The following is a 19,288-nucleotide window of genomic DNA, read 5'->3' as shown; positions in this document are numbered from 1 at the left end:
GTTTTCAAGATATCGTTTCAGGACTGCTTGGGAAACGATGGCGCCTTGGCCACCATCCCCGGCAATTGCCGCTGCATCACTTCGGCCAGCCAGTGATTGGCCGCAACGAGCGCGGAAAGATCAAGTCCGGTGCCGATTCCGGCCCGTTCAAGCATGTAAACCACATCTTCGGTGGAGACATTGCCCGCCGCGCCCGGCGCGAACGGACAGCCGCCCAACCCGCCGATCGCGGCATCCACGGTCCGCGCTCCGGCCGCCACCGCCACCCAGACGTTGGCAAGCCCGGTGCCGCGCGTGTTGTGGAAATGGACCCGTACCGGCAGCGGCGCGATCAGATCGCGCAACCGCCCGACGAGACTTGCGACATGCGCCGGATTGGCCACACCGATGGTGTCGGCCAGCGCGATCTCGACCGGACCTGCCGCCGCCAGCGCCTCGGCCATCGCCAGCACCCGCGCCTCGGCCACCTCACCTTCGAACGGACAGCCGAAAGCCGCCGCGATGGTCACTTGTGCGGTGCGCCCGGCAGCCTTGGCCGCGGCAATGATCTCTGACGCAGCGGCCACCGAGCCGTCGCTGGTCTGACCCTGATTGGCCATCGCAAAAGTATCGGTGGCCACGGCCACCGCGCCCAACTGGTCGATGCGGCCCGTAGTCAGCGCGCGGTCCGCGCCCCGCTGGTTCATCACAAGACCGATGTAGGTCACATCGTCGCGCTGCGGCAGCCCGGCGCAGACCGCCTCGGCATCGGCCATCTGCGGCACCGCACGCGGGTTGACGAAGCTGGTCACTTCGATCCGCCGCGCGCCTGCTGCCAGCGCACGGTCGATCAGCGCCAGCTTGTCTGCGGTCGCGATCAGCGCCTTTTCGTTCTGCAACCCGTCGCGCGGCGAAACTTCGACGATCTCGATGGCACCTGTATACATTACTGCGGGTTCCTCCGGATATCGATCGCGGCAAAGTCGGTCCGGGTGGCTTTGCGCTGAGCCAGCTTAAGCGATCGCCCCCGATTCGCACTCAAGACCTGCCTGCGCGACTCGCCAGCAGGGTACCAGACCCCTGCCATCAAGGCCGAGCGGACTGGCCGGACGCGCGATGCAATCATGCGCGATCCCGTTGCCGCCATGGACTTTCCGACCGAGCGCTGCACCGCCTCGCCCCCTGCCAAAGCACCTTGATGAACCGGAAAAGCGACGCATTTGCCTGCATTCCGCCGCCGACGCGCGCGCGAATCCGCCCAAAGCCCATTGCGGCTGCCATGGCCATTCGCCGCCTTTTCAAGGCAATCGCAAACATGTGACACGCCAACCCTCCAAGGAACTTGACCGGAGTGTTTTGTATACAATAGTCTGCCCTCTCAGCAAGCCGCATACGCCATGGGGGCTACAAAAGGGTGCGGTTGACGATTTGGACAGGGAGGTAACCGATGCGTGTATCCCATTGGCTTTTGACGGCGTCCGTCGCAGGCCTAGCTCTGGCCGCGCTTCCCGCGCAGGCCCAAGTCGCTCCGGCCGGTGATCCCGCCGCAGCACCTGCGGAAGAAGGTGCGATCATCGTCACCGCCCGCCGTCAGAACGAACGGCTGCAGGACGTGCCGGCATCGGTCTCGGTGCTGACCGCGCAGGCGCTCGCCAATACCGGTGCAACCAAGGCGGCGGACTTCGTCGGCCTCACCCCCGGCGTCACGATCGTGACCGGCACCGCCGAAGCGGGCGACACCCAGATCAACATCCGCGGCATCAACGGCGCGCGCGACGCCGAAAGCTCGGTGGCGCTGGTGGTCGACGGTATTCTCAAGACCAACACCGCCCAGCTCAACCAGCCGCAGGGCACGTTGCAGCAGGTCGAAATGCTCAAAGGGCCGCAGGGCGCACTTTACGGCCGCAACGCCGCCGCTGGCGCAATCGTGTTGCAGACGCTCAAGCCCACCGACACGCTGACAGGCGCGGTCAAGGCCTCGTACGGCATGTACAACACCATCGAAGGCACGGCGCATGTCGCCGGGCCGCTTTCGCCCAACGCCGGTTTCGTGCTCGCGGGCTATTATTACAAGACCGACGGGTTCTATCACAACACCTTCACCGGCAATTCCAAGACGGTGGACGACAAGGAGAACTGGGCGCTCGATGGCCGCGTCGTCGTCGGCAAGGGCACCGCGACCCAGCTTGACCTGAAAGCGCGCTACTCCGAATTCCATGGCGCTTCACTGCCGTTCAATGCCGCGTTCGCGCTGCCCAACTTCGGCGCGGTGAACCCGGCGTTCTATGAGGATGTGAACAAGCACCCGTTCAACTTCTATAGCAACATCCGCCCGACCAACGACCAGACCAGCTTCGACGCTTCGCTCAAGCTGGATCAGGACGTGGCCGACGGCCTGAAGCTGGTCGGCTGGGTGCTTTATTCCAACGTCAATCAGGATCTGGTTGCCGACGGCACCTCAGCGGACTTTGCCCGTTTCATCAGCGCGGCCAATCCGGCAGCGTCCAAGGCGGTGAGCAGCTGCTTTGCCTCGACCGCCGCCAACACCGGCTTTGCGGTCAACCCGCCCGGCGCGATCGGCGCAATCCCGGTGCCGTTCATCTTCGCGCCCGCCACCGGCTCGACCTTCGGCCCCTACAGCCCGACGACTTGCGACGGCACCCAGTATCAGGTGCGCAAGCAGCAGGACTTCAGCACCGAATGGCGCCTGATCGGCGACAACGGCGGCGCGCTCAACTGGCAGGTTGGCGCGTACTACCTGCACATCAAGCGCACCGTCGGCGTCAGCCTTGGCGCGGACACCGGACAGGGCGTGATCAAGCAACTCTACAACGCGCCCGATTCCGCCAACCCGACCTCGCTGCTGCTGGCCGACAAGTTCAAGACCAACGTCTATGCCGCGTTCGGCTCGGTGGAGTACAAGCCCAACGACAAGTTCGATGCTGGTCTTGCGTTGCGGTATGACATCGAGGACCGCAAAAGCAGCACGCTGGTGCCGACCGCGCTCGACCCGTTCACCGGCGGGCCGATCAACCCCGGACAAGCGTTCGGCACGTTGAGCCCGCAGCACGCCCGGTTCGAACAGTTCGAGCCCAAGGTGACGCTCAGCTACAAGCCGACGCCGGGCATCAATCTTTATGGCAACTGGGGGATCGGCTTCAAGTCGGGCGGGTTCAACAATCAGGGTTCGGCCGCGCTGATCAAGTCGGCATTCGTCGATTTCATCAAGGCTGACGTGCACATCAACGACCAGTACAAAAAGGAATGGTCGAGCGCGTTCGAAGCCGGGATCAAGGGCAGCCTGCTGGACGACAAGCTGACGTTCGATCTGGCCGGTTACTACACCCAGGTCCACGACATGCAGTTCTTCGAATTCTTCGTCGGCAGCTTCGGCCTGCTGCGCGTGGTTTCGAACATCGACAAGGTCGATCTGAAGGGTGCCGAGCTGTCGGTCACGGCCAAGCCGGTGCGCGGGTTGAAGTTCTTCGGCTCGTTCAACTACACCGACAGCAAGATCAAGCAGAACAGCTCGCGCCCTGCCACGGTCGGCAACAAGTCGCCGTATACCGCCGACTACACGCTGAATCTGGGCGCCGAAGTGGAACAGCCGGTCAGCGACGGCATCAAGGTGTTCGCGCGTGCCGACTATCGCCTGACCGGCCCGACCTGGTTCTCCACCGTGCAGAACCAGAGCACGCCGACGCTGTTTTCGGGGCTGCTGCCGATCTCGGCGCTGGGCCTGCCGGCGTTCGTGGGCGACGGCAAGTATGACCGCACCCGCCGCAATGCCTTTGGCATAGTCAACTTGCGCGCCGGCTTGCAGACCGACCGCTACAGCATCGCGGTGTTCGCCAACAACGCGCTCGACAAGAAGTACTTGTCCGAGGTGATCCCCGCGATCGAGTTCGGCGGATCGTTCATCTCGCCCGGCACGCGTCGTCTGGTCGGGGTGGAAATCGGCGCGAAGTTCTGATCGCGCCGACCACGGCTTGAAGACAACGGGCCGCCTTCCGATGGAGGGCGGCCCGTTTGCCGTCAGGCGCAGAAGCTTCGAAAGGGCGGCCTTGCCCAGACCTCAATCGCAGGGGTCGCCCGCCTCGATGCTGATGCTCGGCTGGGTCTGGCGGACCTGGCTGCCGGGCGGAACCGAACGGGTGAGCCAGACGTTGCCGCCGATGACCGAACCCTTGCCGATGGTCACGCGGCCAAGGATCGTCGCCCCGGCATAAATTGTCACGTCATCCTCGATGATCGGATGGCGCGGTTCGTTGACCAGTCGCCCTTCATCGTCGGTGCTGAAGCTGCGCGCCCCCAGCGTGACCGCCTGATAGATTCGCACGCGGTTGCCGATGACCGCGGTCTGTCCGATCACCACGCCGGTGCCGTGGTCGATGAAAAAGCTTTCGCCGATCGAGGCGCCCGGATGGATGTCGATCCCGGTGCGCGAATGGGCGATCTCGGCGATGATCCGCGCGATCAGCGGCGCGCCGAGCAGATAGAGTTCGTGCGCGACCCGGTGGTGGATGATCGCGGTGACGCAAGGGTAGCACAACAGCACTTCGTCGACACTGTGCGCCGCCGGATCGCCGGCAAAGGCGGCCTGCAGGTCGGTATCGAGCACCCGGCGCATGGCCGGCAAACGCCCGGCAAGGTCGCTGATGATCGCGGTGACGGCATGCTCGATGGCATCGGCGCTGCGATCGGGGCGACGGTAGTGCAGTTCCATGCGCAATTGCGCTGCCAGCAGCGGCAACGCCGACTGCAGGCTGGCGCGCACGAAGCAATCCTCGCTTTCCTGCCCCAGTTCGGGCGGACCCAGCCGCAGCGGGAACAGCGCCGAGGACAACACATCGATGATCCGGCCCAGCGCATGGCGCGAAGGGAAACCGAGCTTGCCGAAGGTCTCATCGCGCGACTGCCGCTCGCGCCAGTCGGCGCGCACGCTGCGCAGTTGATCGACCACGACCTCGATATCGTAGGGTCCGTCTTCGTTTGCCGCTTGTGGATCGCCCATGCCCGTCACCTCATGCGTCGCAATGTCGACGCCCTGAACCGCCACATAGGACGCCGCGCACGTTTTTTCCAGAACCCCTTCCCGGATCAATCAGCGCGGCTGGTTCTTCCGTTCAGCGAAGAGCCTGCTGCGCGCGCGCCGCGTGAACAGATATACCGCCAGAAACGCCAGCGGCGTCGCCACGGCCAGCAAAAGCTCATGGTTGACGACCACTCCGAACGCATCGAGCCCGCCGGTCAGATCGCGGATCAGCGCCACCGCGTAATACGTGATCGCCACCGACGACAGCCCTTCGACCAGATGCTGCAAGCGCAACTGGTTGGCGGCCGAGCTTTCGAGCGAGGCGAGCAGCCGCGCGTTCTGATCCTCGATATGCGTTTCGATGCGAGTGCGCAGCAGCGCGCTCAACTGCGCCGAACGGTCGGCCAGTTCGCCCTGCCGCCGCGCCACCGCCTCGCACGTGCGGATCGCGGGGGTAAAGCGGCGCTGGGCGAAGTCGGTCAGCGAGGCGTAGCCGCGCAATGGCGTGGGGCACAGCGCTTCAAGCCGTTCTTGTACCAGCCGCGCATAGGCAGCCGTCGCGCCAAGCCGATAGCGCGTGGCGCTGCCGATGCTGCCGACTTCCAGCGACAGACGGCACAGTTCGTCGAGCATGGCATTGTCGGTCGCGACGCCTTCCTCCAGCATCGTGCCGATCTTGCGCAACCGCTCGTCCGCCGCATCGAGCCGCGACCATTGGCCGCGCGCCACCGGCAGGCCCAGCAGCGCCAGATTGCGATAGTTGCCCAGTTCCTGCACCGCCTGCACCGCACGGCCCAGTTCGACCGGGTGCAAGCCGTTGGCGGCCACGGTCAGCCGTCCATAGCCCTGCTCGCCGATGCGGAAGTCCGACCAGATGCGCGCGCCTCCGCCGATGCAGCACGACACCACTTCAGCCGGGTCATAGCCCAGCGCATCGACCAGCGGCTGCGCGGTGGCATCATCGGCCACGATGACGATCTGCGTGGCGCGGACGACCTCACCCGGCATCGCCTCGGCCCAGGCGAGCGCGGGGCCGATCAGCGGCGTTCCCGGCTGCGCGAACAGTGTCAGGCAGGTCGCTTCGCTGTGCCGCTCCCACGTGAAGCGCAAGTCGGCGCCCAGTTCGCCGCTGAGGTGGCGGTTGCCGCCCGCCACCAGTGGTTGCCCGCCCGGCCGAAACGACGGGATACTGTCAGCCCCCGCCGCATCGGCCGCACAGAGGCGCACGATCTGGTAGATCTCCAGCGGAGCCTCGATCAGCGGCCAGCGCCGCAGGTGCATTTCGCCGACGATATCGCGGCGCAACCCATGGTCCTGCAGCATATTGCCCCCCTTTGCTGGCCCCCTTTCGTCGCCTCGTTTCCTAGAGGCTGTCGGCGGATCAGCCCGGTTGCGCCTTTGCCCGCGCGCGGAACGCATGGAGCAAAGGCTCGGTATAGCCGCTGGGCTGGGCTACCCCTTCGAACACCAGCGCCCGCGCCGCCTGATAGGCGAGGCTGGCCGACGGATCGCCGGCCATCGGGTGATAGGCCGCATCGCCAGCGTTCTGGCCATCGACCTTGGCCGCCATGCGCAACAGCGCTTCATCGACCTGTTCGGCGGTGATGACGCCATGCAGCAGCCAGTTGGCCAGATGCTGGCTGGAAATGCGCAGCGTCGCGCGGTCCTCCATCAGGCCGACGTCGTTGATGTCGGGCACCTTCGAACAGCCGATGCCCTGATCGACCCAGCGCACCACGTAGCCAAGGATGCCTTGCGCGTTGTTGTCGATCTCGGCCTGCACCTCCTCGGCCGACCAGTTCTGCCCGGCGGCCACCGGCACGTTGAGCAGTGCCGACAGCGGCGCGACCGGCTCGGCCGCGCGCACCTTTTGCCGGGCGAACACGTCGACGCGGTGGTAATGCGTGGCATGCAGCGTCGCGGCGGTGGGGGATGGCACCCATGCGGTGTTGGCGCCGGTCAGCGGGTGGCCGATCTTCTGGTCGAGCATGTCGGCCATGCGATCGGGCATCGCCCACATGCCCTTGCCGATCTGCGCCTTGCCCGACAGTCCGCTGGCAAGGCCGATCTGGACGTTGCGGTCCTCGTAAGCCTTGATCCAGTCGGTGGTCTTCATGTCACCCTTGCGCAGCATCGCCCCGGCGCGCATCGCGGTGTGGATTTCATCGCCGGTGCGGTCGAGGAAGCCAGTGTTGATGAACATGATGCGGTGGCGAACCGCGTGGATCGTCGCGGCCAGATTGGCGCTGGTGCGGCGCTCTTCATCCATCACGCCGATCTTCAGCGTGTGGCGGCCAAGGCCGAGCAAGTCTTCGACCGCATCGAACAGGTCGTTGGCAAAGGCGGCTTCTTCGGGCCCGTGCATCTTGGGCTTGACGATGTAGACGCTGCCCTTGCGGCTGTTGGCCAAGCCGCCCTCGCGCTTCAGATCGTGCAGCGCGATCAGGCTGGTGACGATGCCGTCCAGAATGCCTTCGGGCACTTCGGAACCGTCGGCCAGCAGCACGGCGGGCGTGGTCATCAGGTGCCCGACATTGCGCACGAGCAGCAGCGAGCGGCCGTGCAGCGTCAGCGTGCCACCATCGGGCGCGGTATAGGCGCGGTCAGCATTGAGGCTGCGCGTCATCAGCGCGCCGTTCTTCTCGAAGGTATCGACCAGATCGCCGCGCATCAGCCCCAGCCAGTTGGCATAGGCCGCGACTTTGTCCGCGGCATCGACCGCCGCGACCGAATCCTCGAAATCGCAGATCGTCGAGACGGCGGATTCGAGCACGACATCGGCAATCCCTGCCGGGTCATCGCGGCCGATCGGGTGGCCGGGGTCGATCACGATCTCGATATGCAGGCCATTGTGACGCAGCAGCAAGTTGGCCCCGGCCCGCCCGACCAGTTGCGCCGGATCGGCCAGAACCGGCTCGCCCCCGGAAAAATCGGCCCACGAACCACTGGCCAGCGGCACAGCATCATCCAGAAATGCCTTGGCCCACGCGATGACCTGAGCGCCGCGCACCGGGTCATAGCCCTTGCCGGCCGCCTTTCCGGGGATGGCGTCGGTGCCATAAAGCGCATCGTACAGGCTGCCCCAGCGCGCGTTGGCGGCATTGAGCAGGAAGCGCGCGTTGAGCACCGGCACGACCAGTTGCGGCCCGGCCATCAGCGCCAGTTCGTCATCGACATTGGCGGGATCGACCGAGAACGCTTCCGGTTCGGCAACCAGATAGCCGATCTCGCGCAGGAATGCTTCGTAGGCCGCGGCATCGACCGGCTGGCCCGCGCGGTCGGAATACCAGGCATCGATCTGCGCCTGCAACGCATCGCGCCTGGCGAGCAAAGCCCGGTTGCGCGGGACGAAGCGGTCGAGGATGGCGGCTGTTCCGGCCCAGAACGCCTCGACAGTCACGCCGGTGCCGGGCAGCGCGCTGGCTTCGATGAAATCCGCCAGTTCTGCCGCGACCTGAAGGCCTGCGCGTTCGATCCTGTCCACCATGTCCTGCACTCCTGCTCCGGCGCAATCGACGCGCCTCCCATGCCACCGGCATAGCGCAACCCGAGACTTGCGATAAGAAGTTGAAAATTCAAATCAGTCTTTCGTATAAGGAACGAATGCTCGATCCCGATTACGAGGTCTTTGTCGGCATCGTCGCCGCTGGCAGCATCTCTGCCGCCGCCCGCGCGCTGCACCTGTCGCCCGCCAGCTTGTCCAAACGGCTGGCGCGGCTGGAGGAACGGCTGGGCGTGCGCCTGCTCAACCGCACCACGCGGCGCATGACGCTGACCAGCGAAGGCATCAGCTTTCATGCCGATCTGCAGGCGATCCTCCATGCGATAGAGGCCGCCGAACAGAGCATTACCGGACGGCAAGAGGCCATCGGCGGACCCTTGCGCATCACCGCGCCCACTTCGTTCGGGCGAATGCATCTGGCCCCGTGCCTTGCCGATTTCCTGACGCTTTATCCGCAGATCGAGCTGGATATCGAGCTGTCCGATGGCTTTGTCGATCTGCTGGAGGGGCGCTTCGACCTTGCGCTGCGGATCACCCGCAAGATCGGCAACGGCCTTTGCGCGCACCGTCTGGCCGACAACCGCCGCGTGCTGTGCGCCGCGCCAGCCTATCTGGCGCAAGCGGGAACGCCGCTGAGCCTGTCGGCATTGCGCCGTCACCGCCTGCTTGCCGCCGAAGGGCAGTTGCCCTGGCCACTGCTGGGACCGGATGGTGCGGTCAGCCTGAACGGCCAGAGCGCGGTGCGCACCAATTCGAGCGAGGTCGTGCGCGAACTGGCGCTGGGAGGCGCTGGCATCGCGCTGCGCTCATTGTGGGACGTGGCCCCCGCGCTGGCGAGCGGGGATCTGGTGCGCGTGCTGCCCGACTGGCAAGGGTCGGCGGATGTGGGCATCTTTCTGGTCCACGCGCCAACCCCGCGTCTGGCCGCCAATACCCGCGCCTTCATCGGCTTTTGCCAGCAGCGTTTTGCCGATGGCGCGCCGTGGGAAGCCAGCGAAAGGTGACGGGCCGGGACTGAAAGCCCCGCTGCTCGGGCATGGGTATTTTCCGAGCCTGTGCGGCACGATTGCGGTCGCTACCGCATATGCTCCTTCCTTTATATCCTCGCCCCGGAGCGCCGATGACCCAACGCATGCACGAACTGGCCGAGGCGATCGTCCACCTGCAACAGCAACTGGACCGCGAAATCGAGGCCCGTCGCAAGGCGCTGGGGGTCACACTAACCGGCCAAATCGTCGGATTTGAGCACGGAATCGTCGCGCAACACCGCGCAATGCGGCTGAAAGTCACCCGTTTTCTGGCGCAATCGAGCCTGCCAGCCACGCTGACCGCCCCGGTGATCTATTCGCTGATCGTGCCGCTGGTGCTGGTCGACGTGTGGGTCAGCGTCTATCAGGCGATCTGCTTTCGCGCCTACGGCATCGCACGGGTCCGGCGCCGCGACTACCTCGCCTTCGACCGGCAGCATCTGGCCTATCTCAACTGGATCGAGGCGCTGAATTGCTGGTTCTGCGCCTATGCCAACGGTCTGGTCGGTTTCGTCCGCGAGGTCAGCAGCCGCACCGAGCAATACTGGTGCCCGATCAAGCACGCGCTCAAGGTGATCGACCCGCACCAGCGCTATTACGAATTCGCCGAATATGGCGATGCCGACGGTTATCGCGCGCGGCTCGATGCGTTTCGCGCGGCCTTAAGGGCGCAAGGACCGCAAGGACCGCAAGGACCGCAAGGACCGCAAGGCGGGTAGGCCCCGGCCCCGCCCGGTTCAATCGGCGGCGCGCCAGCCCAGACGGGGGTTCGCCACCACGTTCCAGCGGATGATCGCAGCCACGGCGGGGTGCCCTGGCCTTGCCCCCAGAATGCCAAGCGCCGCCGGATCGAGCGCGAAGTGCGCTGCCTCCTCGCCCGCCAGTCCGATCCAGCGCGCCGCCAGCACGCAACCGAACTGGCCGTGCGTGAACAACGCCAGCGCGCCGGTCTCGTGAGCCAGCCTTGCCAGCAGCCGATCGGCGCGTCCGACCACATCGGTCAGCGTCTCGCCACCCGGGCAACCGTCGCGGAACAAGTCCCAGCCGGGCCGGTCGCGCAGAATCGCGCTGGTATGCAGCCCCTCGTAATCGCCATAGTCCCATTCGGCCAAGTCGGGCTCGATGGTGGCATCGGCGCGACCGGTGGCCAGTTCGCAGGTCAGCCGGGCACGCTGACGCGGGCTGACCAGAATGCGGATGAACGGGGCTCCTGCCAGCAGCGGGGCAAGGTCGCTGGCCATCGCCTCACCCTGCGCGGTCAGGGCGATGTCGGTGCTGCCGGTGTGCTGGCCGGTCAGCGTCCACGCCGTCTCGCCGTGCCGGACCAGATAGAGCGTCGGCAGCGCGCCGCCATCTGGCGGCAGGGAAAGCGCGTTCAAGCCGATGCTGCCCATGTCCAGTTGCGCACCTCGGGCATGTCCTGCCCGTTGCTGACGATATAGCGCGCGTGCTCGGCCAGCTTGTCGTGCATCATCTGGCGCAAGTTTGCCCCTCGGCTGCCGGTCTGCGGCAACAAGTCGATCGCATCGATCACCAGGTGGAACCGGTCGAGCTTGTTTTGCACGCGAATGTCGAAGGCGGTGGTGATGGTGCCTTCCTCCTGATACCCGCGCACTTGCATCCGCCGATTGGCCCGGCGACAGGTGATCTGCTCGATCAGCGACGGATAGCCGTGGAAGGCGAACAGCACCGGCCGGTCGCGCGTGAACAGCGCATCGTAATCGGTGTCCGACAACCCGTGCGGATGGTCGGCTGCGGGCCGCAGCGTCATCAGATCGACCACATTGACCACGCGCAGCCGCAATTCGGGCAGTTCGGCGCGCAAGATCGAGACCGCCGCCAGCACTTCAAGCGTCGGGGTATCGCCGCAACAGGCCAGCACCAGATCGGGCGCAGCACTGCCTTCGCCATCCTCATGCCCGGCCCATTGCCAGATGCCGATGCCTTGCGCGCAATGCGCGATCGCCTGCTCGATCCCCAGCCATTGCGGCAGCGGATGCTTGCCCGCGATCACCACGTTGATCTGCTGGCGCGTCCGCAGCACATGGTCGGTTACCGCCAGCAGGCAATTCGCATCGGGCGGCAGATAGGCGCGCACGATCGCCGCCTTCTTGGTCATCAGATGGTCGAGGAAGCCCGGATCCTGATGCGTAAAGCCGTTGTGATCCTGCTGCCACACGTGCGAGGACAGCAAGTAGTTGAGCGAGGCGATATCGCGCCGCCAAGGCAGTTCGGACGCGACCTTGAGCCACTTGGCGTGCTGGCCCGCCATCGAATCGATGATCCGCACGAACGCCTCGTAGCTGGCGAAGATGCCGTGCCGACCGGTCAGCAGATAGCCTTCGAGCCAGCCCTGACACTGATGCTCGCTGAGCATCGCGTCGAGCACCATGCCCGACGCGGCGAGGAATTCGTCGCCCGGCTCCACCTCGGCTTCCCACTGGCGCCCTGTTTCTGCGAAAACGGCGCTCAGCATGTTGGACAGTGTCTCGTCAGGCCCGAACAGGCGGAAATTGCGGGCATCACGGTTGAGCGCCAGAACATCGCGCAGATAGGGACCGAGTGTGGCCATGTCGGACGCGGCAATGGTCCCCGGCGCGCCGACCGGCACCGCATAGGCGCGATGGTCGGGCAGGCGCAGATCGCGCAGCAGCATGCCGCCGTTGGCGTGGCGGTTGGCGCCCATCCGCCGGTCACCGACAGGCGCCAGCGCCGCGATCTCGAACCGCAGCCTGCCGTTTTCGTCGAACAGTTCTTCGGGCCGGTAACTCTTCATCCAGCTTTCGAGCATCGCAAGGTGGTCGGGATGCGCGGCATCGACCAGCAGCGGCACCTGATGAGAGCGGAACGAGCCTTCTATCTGCACGCCGTCGACCACTTGCGGCCCGGTCCAGCCCTTGGGCGAGCGCAACACGACCACCGGCCAGCGGGGGCGCTCGGTGGTCGTGCCCGCGCGGGCATCTGCTTGCAGCACGCGGATATCCGCAATCGCCGAGTCCATCACGCTGGCCATGCGGCGGTGCATCCCGGCGGGATTGTCGCCCTCGACAAAGCGCGGCGACCAGCCGCAACCTTCCAGATAGGACGCCAGTTCATCGCCATCGAGCCGCGCCAGCATCGCCGGATTGCTGATCTTGAAGCCGTTGAGGTGCAGGATCGGCAGCACCGCGCCATCGGTGACGGGGCTGAGAAACTTGTTCGAATGCCAGGCGGTTGCCAATGGGCCGGTCTCGGCCTCGCCATCGCCGATCACGCAGGCCACGATCAGGTCGGGATTGTCGAACGCCGCGCCAAAGGCGTGCGACAGCGAATAGCCCAGCTCGCCACCTTCATGGATCGATCCCGGAGTGGTCGGCGCGACATGGCTGGAAATGCCGCCGGGATAGGAAAACTGGCGGAACAGCGCCTTTAGGCCCGCCTCATCCTGACCGATCTGCGGATATATCTCGGAATAACTGCCTTCGAGATACGTGCTGCCGACCAGCGCCGGGCCGCCGTGGCCGGGGCCAGCGACATAGAACATGTCCAGATCATAGGCGCGGATCACCCGGTTGAGGTGCGCGTAGATGAAGTTCTGCCCCGGCGTCGTGCCCCAGTGACCGACGATCAGCGGCTTGACGTGATCGAGCGTCAGCCGCTCGCGCAGCAGCGGGTTGTCGCGCAAGTAAAGCTGACCGACCGAGAGATAGTTGGCCGCGCGCCACCAGGCGTCGATCAGATCGAGCGCAGCGGCATCGAGCGGCGGCGGCGCGGGCTCTACAGCAAGCATATCCATAGAAAGGCACCTTTTTGCGCGACGGAAGAACGCGCCCGCAAATGCGGTCGCAGCGGCGGCAGACCTGCCCGGATCGCGCGCCAGCGGGCAGGCTCGGAAAGTACCCAAGCCCCTGTCGTCAACGCCTTGGTGCGCGCTGCAGGGACCGACACGTGGGTAGATTCCGGGGCTGCCTGCGCGGTGCCCGGCTGCCTAGGGCGGGCGAGCAGGAACGGATGCGCCCTTTGCATTGCCGTCGACCGCGCGAGGAAACCATGCAGAATCCCCACTCCGTCGTTGCCGTCTTTGCCGACCATGCCGCCGCCGAAACGGCCGTAAAGACCCTCGCGCTCGGCGGGATCGACATCAAGCAGCTCAGCGTGATCGGCAAGGGCTACCATGTCGATGAACAGGTCGTCGGTTTTTACAATCAGGGCGACAGGGTACGCTTCTGGGGCACGCGCGGCGCATTCTGGGGCGGCCTGTGGAGTCTGTTCTTCGGCGGACTGGTGCTGACCCTGCCCGCTGTCGGCCCGGTCATGGCGCTGGGCTATATCGCGGCATCGATCATCGCCGTGGTCGAAGGCGCGCTGGTTGTCGGCACCGTCAGCGCGGTTGCCGCCGCCCTCTATGGCATCGGCATCCCCAAGGACAGCGTGCTCGAATACGAGACCGCCATCCATGCCGACCGCTTCGTGGTCATGGTGCACGGCACCGTCGCCCAAGTCGCGCTTGCCCGCAAATTGCTCGAAACCGCCGACGCCGAAAAGGTCGATGTCCATACCGGCACGGCAACGGCCCAGACCGCCAGCATCGAAGCCTCGCTGGAAGCGGCGCGTGCCGCTGGCTGATGAAGGCGATGTGGACACGGACGAGTCCTCGATCCTTGTCCTCAACGCCGGTTCCTCAAGCCTGAAGTTCGCGCTGTTCGCCGCCGCCATGCCTGTGCAGGCGCGGCTGCGCGGCGAGGTTTCGGGCCTTGGCAGCGTGCCGCATCTGACGGCGCACGATGCGACCGGCGCTTTGGTGGCGGATCACGGTTGGCCGACGGACAAGACTGCATTTCACGAAGTTCTGGCCGCCGTGCTGGACCTCGTCGATGCCGCGCCCGGCCATGGTCGGCTTTGCGCGGTGGGGCATCGCATCGTGCAGGGCGGCGCCGACCATATGGCGCCCGAGCGATTGACGCCGCCTGTGCTGGCGGCGCTCGATGCGCTGGTGCCGCTCGATCCGATCCACATGCCGCACAATCTGGCGCCGGTTCACGCCTTTGCCCGCGCGCGTCCCGATGTGCCGCAGTTCGCGTGCTTCGACACCGCGTTCCACCGGACCATGCCGCTTGTCGCCAGAAACTTTGCCCTGCCCCGCGCGATCACCGCTGCCGGGGTGCGGCGCTATGGCTTCCATGGGTTGAGTTACGAATACATTGCAGGCCAGCTTGCGCTGACATGCCCCGCGCTGGCGAAAGGACGTGTAATAGTGGCGCATCTGGGCGCGGGAGCCAGCCTGTGCGGCTTGCGCGGCGGCATCAGCATTGCCACCACCTTCGGCATCAGCGTGCTCGACGGGCTGGTTATGGGTACGCGCTGCGGCAGTCTGGACCCCGGCGTCATCTTCACGCTCGCCCGCATGGGCCACAGCCTGCCCGATATCGAGGCGATGTTGTACGACCGGTCGGGGTTGCTCGGCGTGTCGGGGATCAGTGGAGACGTCCGCGTCCTGCTGGCCAGCGCTGACCGCCATGCGCGCGAGGCGATCGACCTGTTCGTCCACCGGTTGGTGACCGAGATCGGCGCCACGGCGGCGGCGCTGGGCGGGCTGGACGGGATCGTCTTTACCGGCGGGATCGGAGAGCATGCCGCCATCATCCGCGCCGAGGCTTGCGCCGCGCTCGGCTGGCTGGGGGTATCGCTCGATCCAATCAGCAATGCCGAGGCGGGCGCGACCATGATCAGCCGCGCCGACAGCCGGGTCGAGGTGCGCGTCATCGCCACCGACGAAGAGGCGATGATCGCGCACCACGTGCTCGCTCTGCGCGAAAGCCGCAAGGGTGACGCGGCCGGGCTTGGGTAGTTTCCGATGCTGATGCGGTGTGCCGGGCGGCGGCTATCAGCACGGCAAGGAAATTCAGGAGTACGACCGCATGACCCGCCCCACGCACTATCTGGCGGCCTCCGCCGTTCTGGCGCTGAGCCTGACTTTTGCCATGGTCACCCCGGCGCTGGTCGCGGCCCAGCCCGCACAGAGCGGAAATCACAACGGGGGGCAAAATCAGGACCGGGGACAGAACAGGGATCGCGGCCCGGTTCCAGGCAACCAGCCCGGCGGCTATCGCCAGCCGCAGCAGGTTCCGCAACCGCCCCAGCCCCGCCAACAGCAGCCCCAAGCACCGCAGCCCCAAGCGCCGCAACAACAACCGGAGCGCGCGCAGCAACCCGCTCAGCCGCGCACCCGGCCTGCCCAGACCCCGCAGCAGCGCTGGCAGACGCAGCCCGGCACCCCCGCGCGCGCCGTCGCCCCCGGGCCTCGCAAGCAGCCTCAGGATGGGCCGAACTGGCAGCAACGCGCGGGGCAACCAGCGCGTATGCCCGCTCCCATGCGCACCCAGCCGCAACGTGATCGCACCGTCCAGCGCTGGACGCAGCCCCTGCCCGCGCCGACCAGGCCCGCCGCGCGAACGGCCGCCGTGCAGCAGATGCGACGCAACGTGCAGGTAAAGCACCGCTTCCACGCCGGAACCTACCAACGGCCGCAAGGTTATGCTCGCCATCGCTGGGGCTTTGGCCAGCGCCTGCCGCGCAGCTATTACGCGCGCAACTACTGGATCGGCGATTACCTGATGTTCTCGCTGTTCGCGCCGCCTGCCGGCTTGGTCTGGGTCAGGGTCGGGCGCGATGCGTTCCTGATCGACCGCTATGACGGCGAGATCATTCAGGCCCGCTACCGCGTATTCTATTGACGCGATGGCCGATACTGCCGGGCGTGACCGCGCCGCTCCTGTCGCGGTCACGCCGACACCACCGTTCTGGACGACCACCATCGCGGCGCAATGCACCGCGCTGGCTTGCACGTCCGATGGCCTGACAGGCGCCGACGCTGCAGCGCGACTGGCGCGCTATGGCCCGAACGGCGATGCGCCCAATCGCCGCGTCGGGTCAGTGCGTGCCGTGGCCAAGCGGCTGCTCGAACCGCTTTCCTTGATCCTGCTGATCGCAGCGATGGTGTCGGCGGGAACCGGCGACAGCATCGGCGGATCGATCATCGCCGTGATCCTGCTCCTGTCGATCAGCCTCGATACGTTGCAGGAAGGACACGCGGCGCGCGTCGCCGACATCCTGCGCCATTCGGTGGCGCTGACCGCCGAAGTGCTGCGCGACGGGGCTTACCTGCAAGTGCCGGTCGAACAGGTCGTGCCGGCCGATGTCATCCGCGTACGCGCGGGCGATATCATCCCGGCCGATGCACTGGTCATATCGAGCAGCGCCTTTGCCGCCAACGAAGCCGCTTTGACCGGCGAACCCTATCCGGTAGACAAACGTCCCGGCCCCGCTTCCGGTCTGTCCCCGGCGCAGGCGACGGGCGCGCTGTTCAGGGGAGCGGTGGCCCAGACCGGCGAGGCCGAGGCGCTGGTGATCAGCACCGGCAGCGCGACCCTGTTCGGTGCGGCGGCCTCTGCCCTTGGCGAAGTGGCTGATACCTCGCCCTTCGAACGCGATCTGCACGCCTATGGCCTGCTGACCGCGCGGCTGACGATGGCGCTGGTGCTGGTGGTGCTGACCGCCAGCGTGTTTCTTGGCCGGCCGTTGTTGCAATCGCTGTTGTTCGCGGTGGCGCTGGCGGTGGGACTGACACCCGAACTCTTGCCGATGATCACCACCGTCACGCTATCGCGCGGCGCCTTGCGCATGGCCCGGCGCAAGGTGATCGTCAAACGGCTCGCCGCGATCCACGATCTTGGCGCCATGACCGTGCTGTGCACCGACAAAACCGGCACACTGACTTCGGCCGAGATCACGCTGGCCCGCAGCGTGGCCTTTTCGGGCAGCGAACAGCCCCGGCCTGCACACCTTGCCGCGATTGCGGCAGTGCTGGGTGGTGATCGCGGCGCGCTCGATGCCGCACTGGTCGCAGGCGATCCACACGCAACTGCCGACTGGACCCTGCTCGGACGCCACGTCTTCGATTTCGGGCGCAGGCTGGGCTCGGTCCTGGCAAAAGGGCCCGAAGGCACCCTGCTGATCGCCAAAGGTGCGCCCGAAGCCGTGCTGGCGCTGTGTTCCGGTTTGCGCCTTGCCGACGGTGCGATCTTGGCCATGGGCGATGCCGAGCGTGCCACCGCGCTCGCGCAAGTTCAAAAACTGGCGCAAGACGAAGGCCTGCGCACGATCGCGGTCGCCTCACGCGTCTGGACAGGCGCGGTACACGACCCGGCCACCGCCGACGAAACCGCGCTGGTCTATGAAGGGCTTTGCGCCTTTGCCGATCCGCCCAAGCCGACCGCCGCTGCCGCCATTGCGCGGCTGGCCGCTGCCGGGATACGGCTCAAGATCCTGTCGGGCGACGATCCGGTGGTGGTCAAGCGGCTGGCCGGGCTGGTGGGCTTGCGCGCCGAGCGGGTGCTCTCGGGCAACGAGGTCGCGCACCTCAGCGACGATGCGCTGGCAGTGCAAGTGCACAAGTTCGACGCCTTCGGTCGGCTCGCCCCCGACCAGAAATCCCGGCTGGTGCGGGCGTTGCAGGCACGCGGCGCGGTCGTCGGCTATCTGGGCGATGGCATCAACGATGCACCCGCGCTCAAGGCGGCGCATATCGGCCTGTCGGTTTCGGGCGCAAGTGGTGTGGCGCAGGCTGCCGCCGACATGATCCTGCTCGATCAGGATCTGGCCGTTGTCGCCGACGGCGTGGAGGAAGGCCGCAGGACTTTCGCCAATATCCTGAAATACGTGCGAATGGGGGCAAGCTCCAACTTCGGCAACATGCTGTCGATGGCGGTCGCATCGCTGTTTCTGCCGTTCCTGCCGATGCTGCCAACGCAGATCCTGCTCAACAACCTGCTGTACGATCTTTCTGAGATCGGCATTCCGTTCGACTCCGTCCGCCCCGAGGCCGTCGCCCGACCGCAAGTCTGGGACATGCGTGCGCTGGTGCGGTTCGCCGCGGTGATGGGCCCGCTGTCGTCGCTGTTCGACCTGCTGACCTTTGCCGGGCTGATCTTGGTCCTGCACGCAGCACCGCCCGAATTCCGCACCGCATGGTTCCTTGAATCGATGGCGACGCAGATTCTGGTGATATTCGTCATCCGCACCAAGGGCAGGCCCTGGGCCAACCTGCCGCGCCCGGTGCTGGCCGCCACTTCGCTTGGCGCGCTGCTGGTGGCGATGATCGTGCCGTTCACGCCGTTGGCGACCCTGTTCGGGTTCGTGACGCCGCCGTTGCTGATGACTTGTGGGATCGCGCTGCTGGTGGCGGTCTATCTGGTCAGCGCCGAATTGCTCAAGCGCGTCGCCATGCGCCCCAGCCCTGCCCGCCGCATGCGACGCCGCCGGGGCTGATCGTTTCAGTCCGCGCTTGCTGGCACGCCAGAGGCCAGCGCGGCGGCGATACCGCGTGACAGTTCGCGCATCGTGAAGGGCTTGCCGACGATAACCGCATCGGGTGCGCCTTGCGCCAGCCGCTGCGGATCACCGGTGACGAACAGGTGCGGGATGAAACCCTCGGTTGCAATCCGGCGCATCGCATCGATCCCGTTGCCCTCCTGCAGACCACCATCGACGATCATCAAGTCGGGCTTGCAGCGCCGGGCCGTGACGATCGCTTCGCTTTCGGTGCTGGCGATCGCACAGACATCGTGGCCCATTCCGATCAACAGATCGGCCAGATCCATGGCGATCAGGGCATCATCCTCGACAATCACGATCTTCAACCCTTGGGTCATCCAGTCTTGTTCCTCGCACGCCTTGCATGGCCGATGCTGGCATGGTCCGCAAACG

The 19,288-nt window shown here is 66.1% G+C and carries 14 protein-coding genes; 7 read left to right on the top strand and 7 right to left on the bottom strand.

The features are described from left to right. Positions 1–17: 17 nt before the first annotated feature. Positions 18–926 (bottom strand): hydroxymethylglutaryl-CoA lyase, encoded by a 909-nt coding sequence (locus LDN95_RS09440; protein WP_226017417.1) that lies wholly within the window; start codon positions 924–926, stop codon positions 18–20. A 500-nt stretch (positions 927–1,426) separates the two neighbouring features. On the opposite strand from LDN95_RS09440, the gene LDN95_RS09435 reads away from it, so the two are divergent. Beyond that, positions 1,427–3,952 (top strand): TonB-dependent receptor, encoded by a 2,526-nt coding sequence (locus LDN95_RS09435; protein WP_226017416.1) that lies wholly within the window; start codon positions 1,427–1,429, stop codon positions 3,950–3,952. Between the two features lie 102 nt (positions 3,953–4,054). Here the strand turns inward: LDN95_RS09435 and epsC are convergent, their stop codons facing one another. The 3 genes from epsC to LDN95_RS09420 all read right to left on the bottom strand — a co-directional run bounded on the left by epsC (position 4,055) and on the right by LDN95_RS09420 (position 8,501). After that, on the bottom strand, positions 4,055–4,993 hold the full coding sequence (gene epsC / locus LDN95_RS09430) for a serine O-acetyltransferase EpsC (RefSeq protein ID WP_226017415.1): 939 nt from the start codon (positions 4,991–4,993) through the stop codon (positions 4,055–4,057). A 90-nt stretch (positions 4,994–5,083) separates the two neighbouring features. Beyond that, on the bottom strand, positions 5,084–6,337 hold the full coding sequence (locus LDN95_RS09425) for a DUF3422 domain-containing protein (protein ID WP_226017414.1): 1,254 nt from the start codon (positions 6,335–6,337) through the stop codon (positions 5,084–5,086). Positions 6,338–6,395: 58 nt separating this feature from the next. Next, a complete protein-coding gene (locus tag LDN95_RS09420) occupies positions 6,396–8,501 on the bottom strand; it encodes a malate synthase G (RefSeq protein ID WP_226017413.1) in 2,106 nt (701 codons plus the stop codon). Positions 8,502–8,617: 116 nt separating this feature from the next. Here LDN95_RS09420 and LDN95_RS09415 point away from each other — a divergent pair, with 116 nt between their 5' ends. After that, positions 8,618–9,520, top strand: a complete 903-nt coding sequence (locus LDN95_RS09415; RefSeq protein ID WP_226017412.1) for a LysR family transcriptional regulator — start codon at positions 8,618–8,620, stop codon at positions 9,518–9,520. Positions 9,521–9,636: 116 nt separating this feature from the next. Further along, complete coding sequence (locus tag LDN95_RS09410) at positions 9,637–10,263, top strand: hypothetical protein (protein ID WP_226017411.1); 627 nt, start codon at positions 9,637–9,639, stop codon at positions 10,261–10,263. Between the two features lie 18 nt (positions 10,264–10,281). On the opposite strand, the gene LDN95_RS09405 is transcribed toward LDN95_RS09410, so the two are convergent. After that, the gene (locus LDN95_RS09405; RefSeq protein WP_226017410.1) at positions 10,282–10,923 is read right to left on the bottom strand and encodes a histidine phosphatase family protein; all 642 of its coding nucleotides are present in this window, start codon (positions 10,921–10,923) and stop codon (positions 10,282–10,284) included. Beyond that, positions 10,920–13,319, bottom strand: coding sequence for a phosphoketolase (locus tag LDN95_RS09400; protein ID WP_255630830.1), 2,400 nt, complete (start codon positions 13,317–13,319; stop codon positions 10,920–10,922). The genes LDN95_RS09405 and LDN95_RS09400 overlap by 4 nt, the downstream gene beginning before the upstream one ends. Before the next feature lie 254 nt (positions 13,320–13,573). On the opposite strand from LDN95_RS09400, the gene LDN95_RS09395 reads away from it, so the two are divergent. The 4 genes from LDN95_RS09395 to mgtA all read left to right on the top strand — a co-directional run bounded on the left by LDN95_RS09395 (position 13,574) and on the right by mgtA (position 18,850). Beyond that, a complete protein-coding gene (locus tag LDN95_RS09395) occupies positions 13,574–14,149 on the top strand; it encodes a DUF1269 domain-containing protein (RefSeq protein ID WP_226017409.1) in 576 nt (191 codons plus the stop codon). Then, a complete protein-coding gene (locus LDN95_RS09390) occupies positions 14,136–15,371 on the top strand; it encodes an acetate/propionate family kinase (protein WP_226017408.1) in 1,236 nt (411 codons plus the stop codon). Before LDN95_RS09395 ends, LDN95_RS09390 begins: the two co-directional genes overlap by 14 nt. Positions 15,372–15,441: 70 nt before the next feature. Beyond that, complete coding sequence (locus LDN95_RS09385; protein WP_226017407.1) at positions 15,442–16,257, top strand: RcnB family protein; 816 nt, start codon at positions 15,442–15,444, stop codon at positions 16,255–16,257. A gap of 4 nt (positions 16,258–16,261) precedes the next feature. Beyond that, entirely contained in the window at positions 16,262–18,850 is a 2,589-nt protein-coding gene (gene mgtA, locus LDN95_RS09380) for a magnesium-translocating P-type ATPase (protein ID WP_226017406.1), read from the top strand. Between the two features lie 5 nt (positions 18,851–18,855). Here mgtA and LDN95_RS09375 read toward each other — a convergent pair whose 3' ends face one another. Further along, on the bottom strand, positions 18,856–19,233 hold the full coding sequence (locus LDN95_RS09375) for a response regulator (RefSeq protein WP_226017405.1): 378 nt from the start codon (positions 19,231–19,233) through the stop codon (positions 18,856–18,858). Between the last annotated feature and the right edge of the window lie 55 nt (positions 19,234–19,288).

It is taken from the genome of Novosphingobium sp. FKTRR1 (genome assembly GCF_020404405.1).
Lineage (GTDB): Bacteria > Pseudomonadota > Alphaproteobacteria > Sphingomonadales > Sphingomonadaceae > Novosphingobium.
Note: the sequence above shows the minus strand (reverse complement) of the source record. Positions and strands in the feature narration are given on the sequence as shown.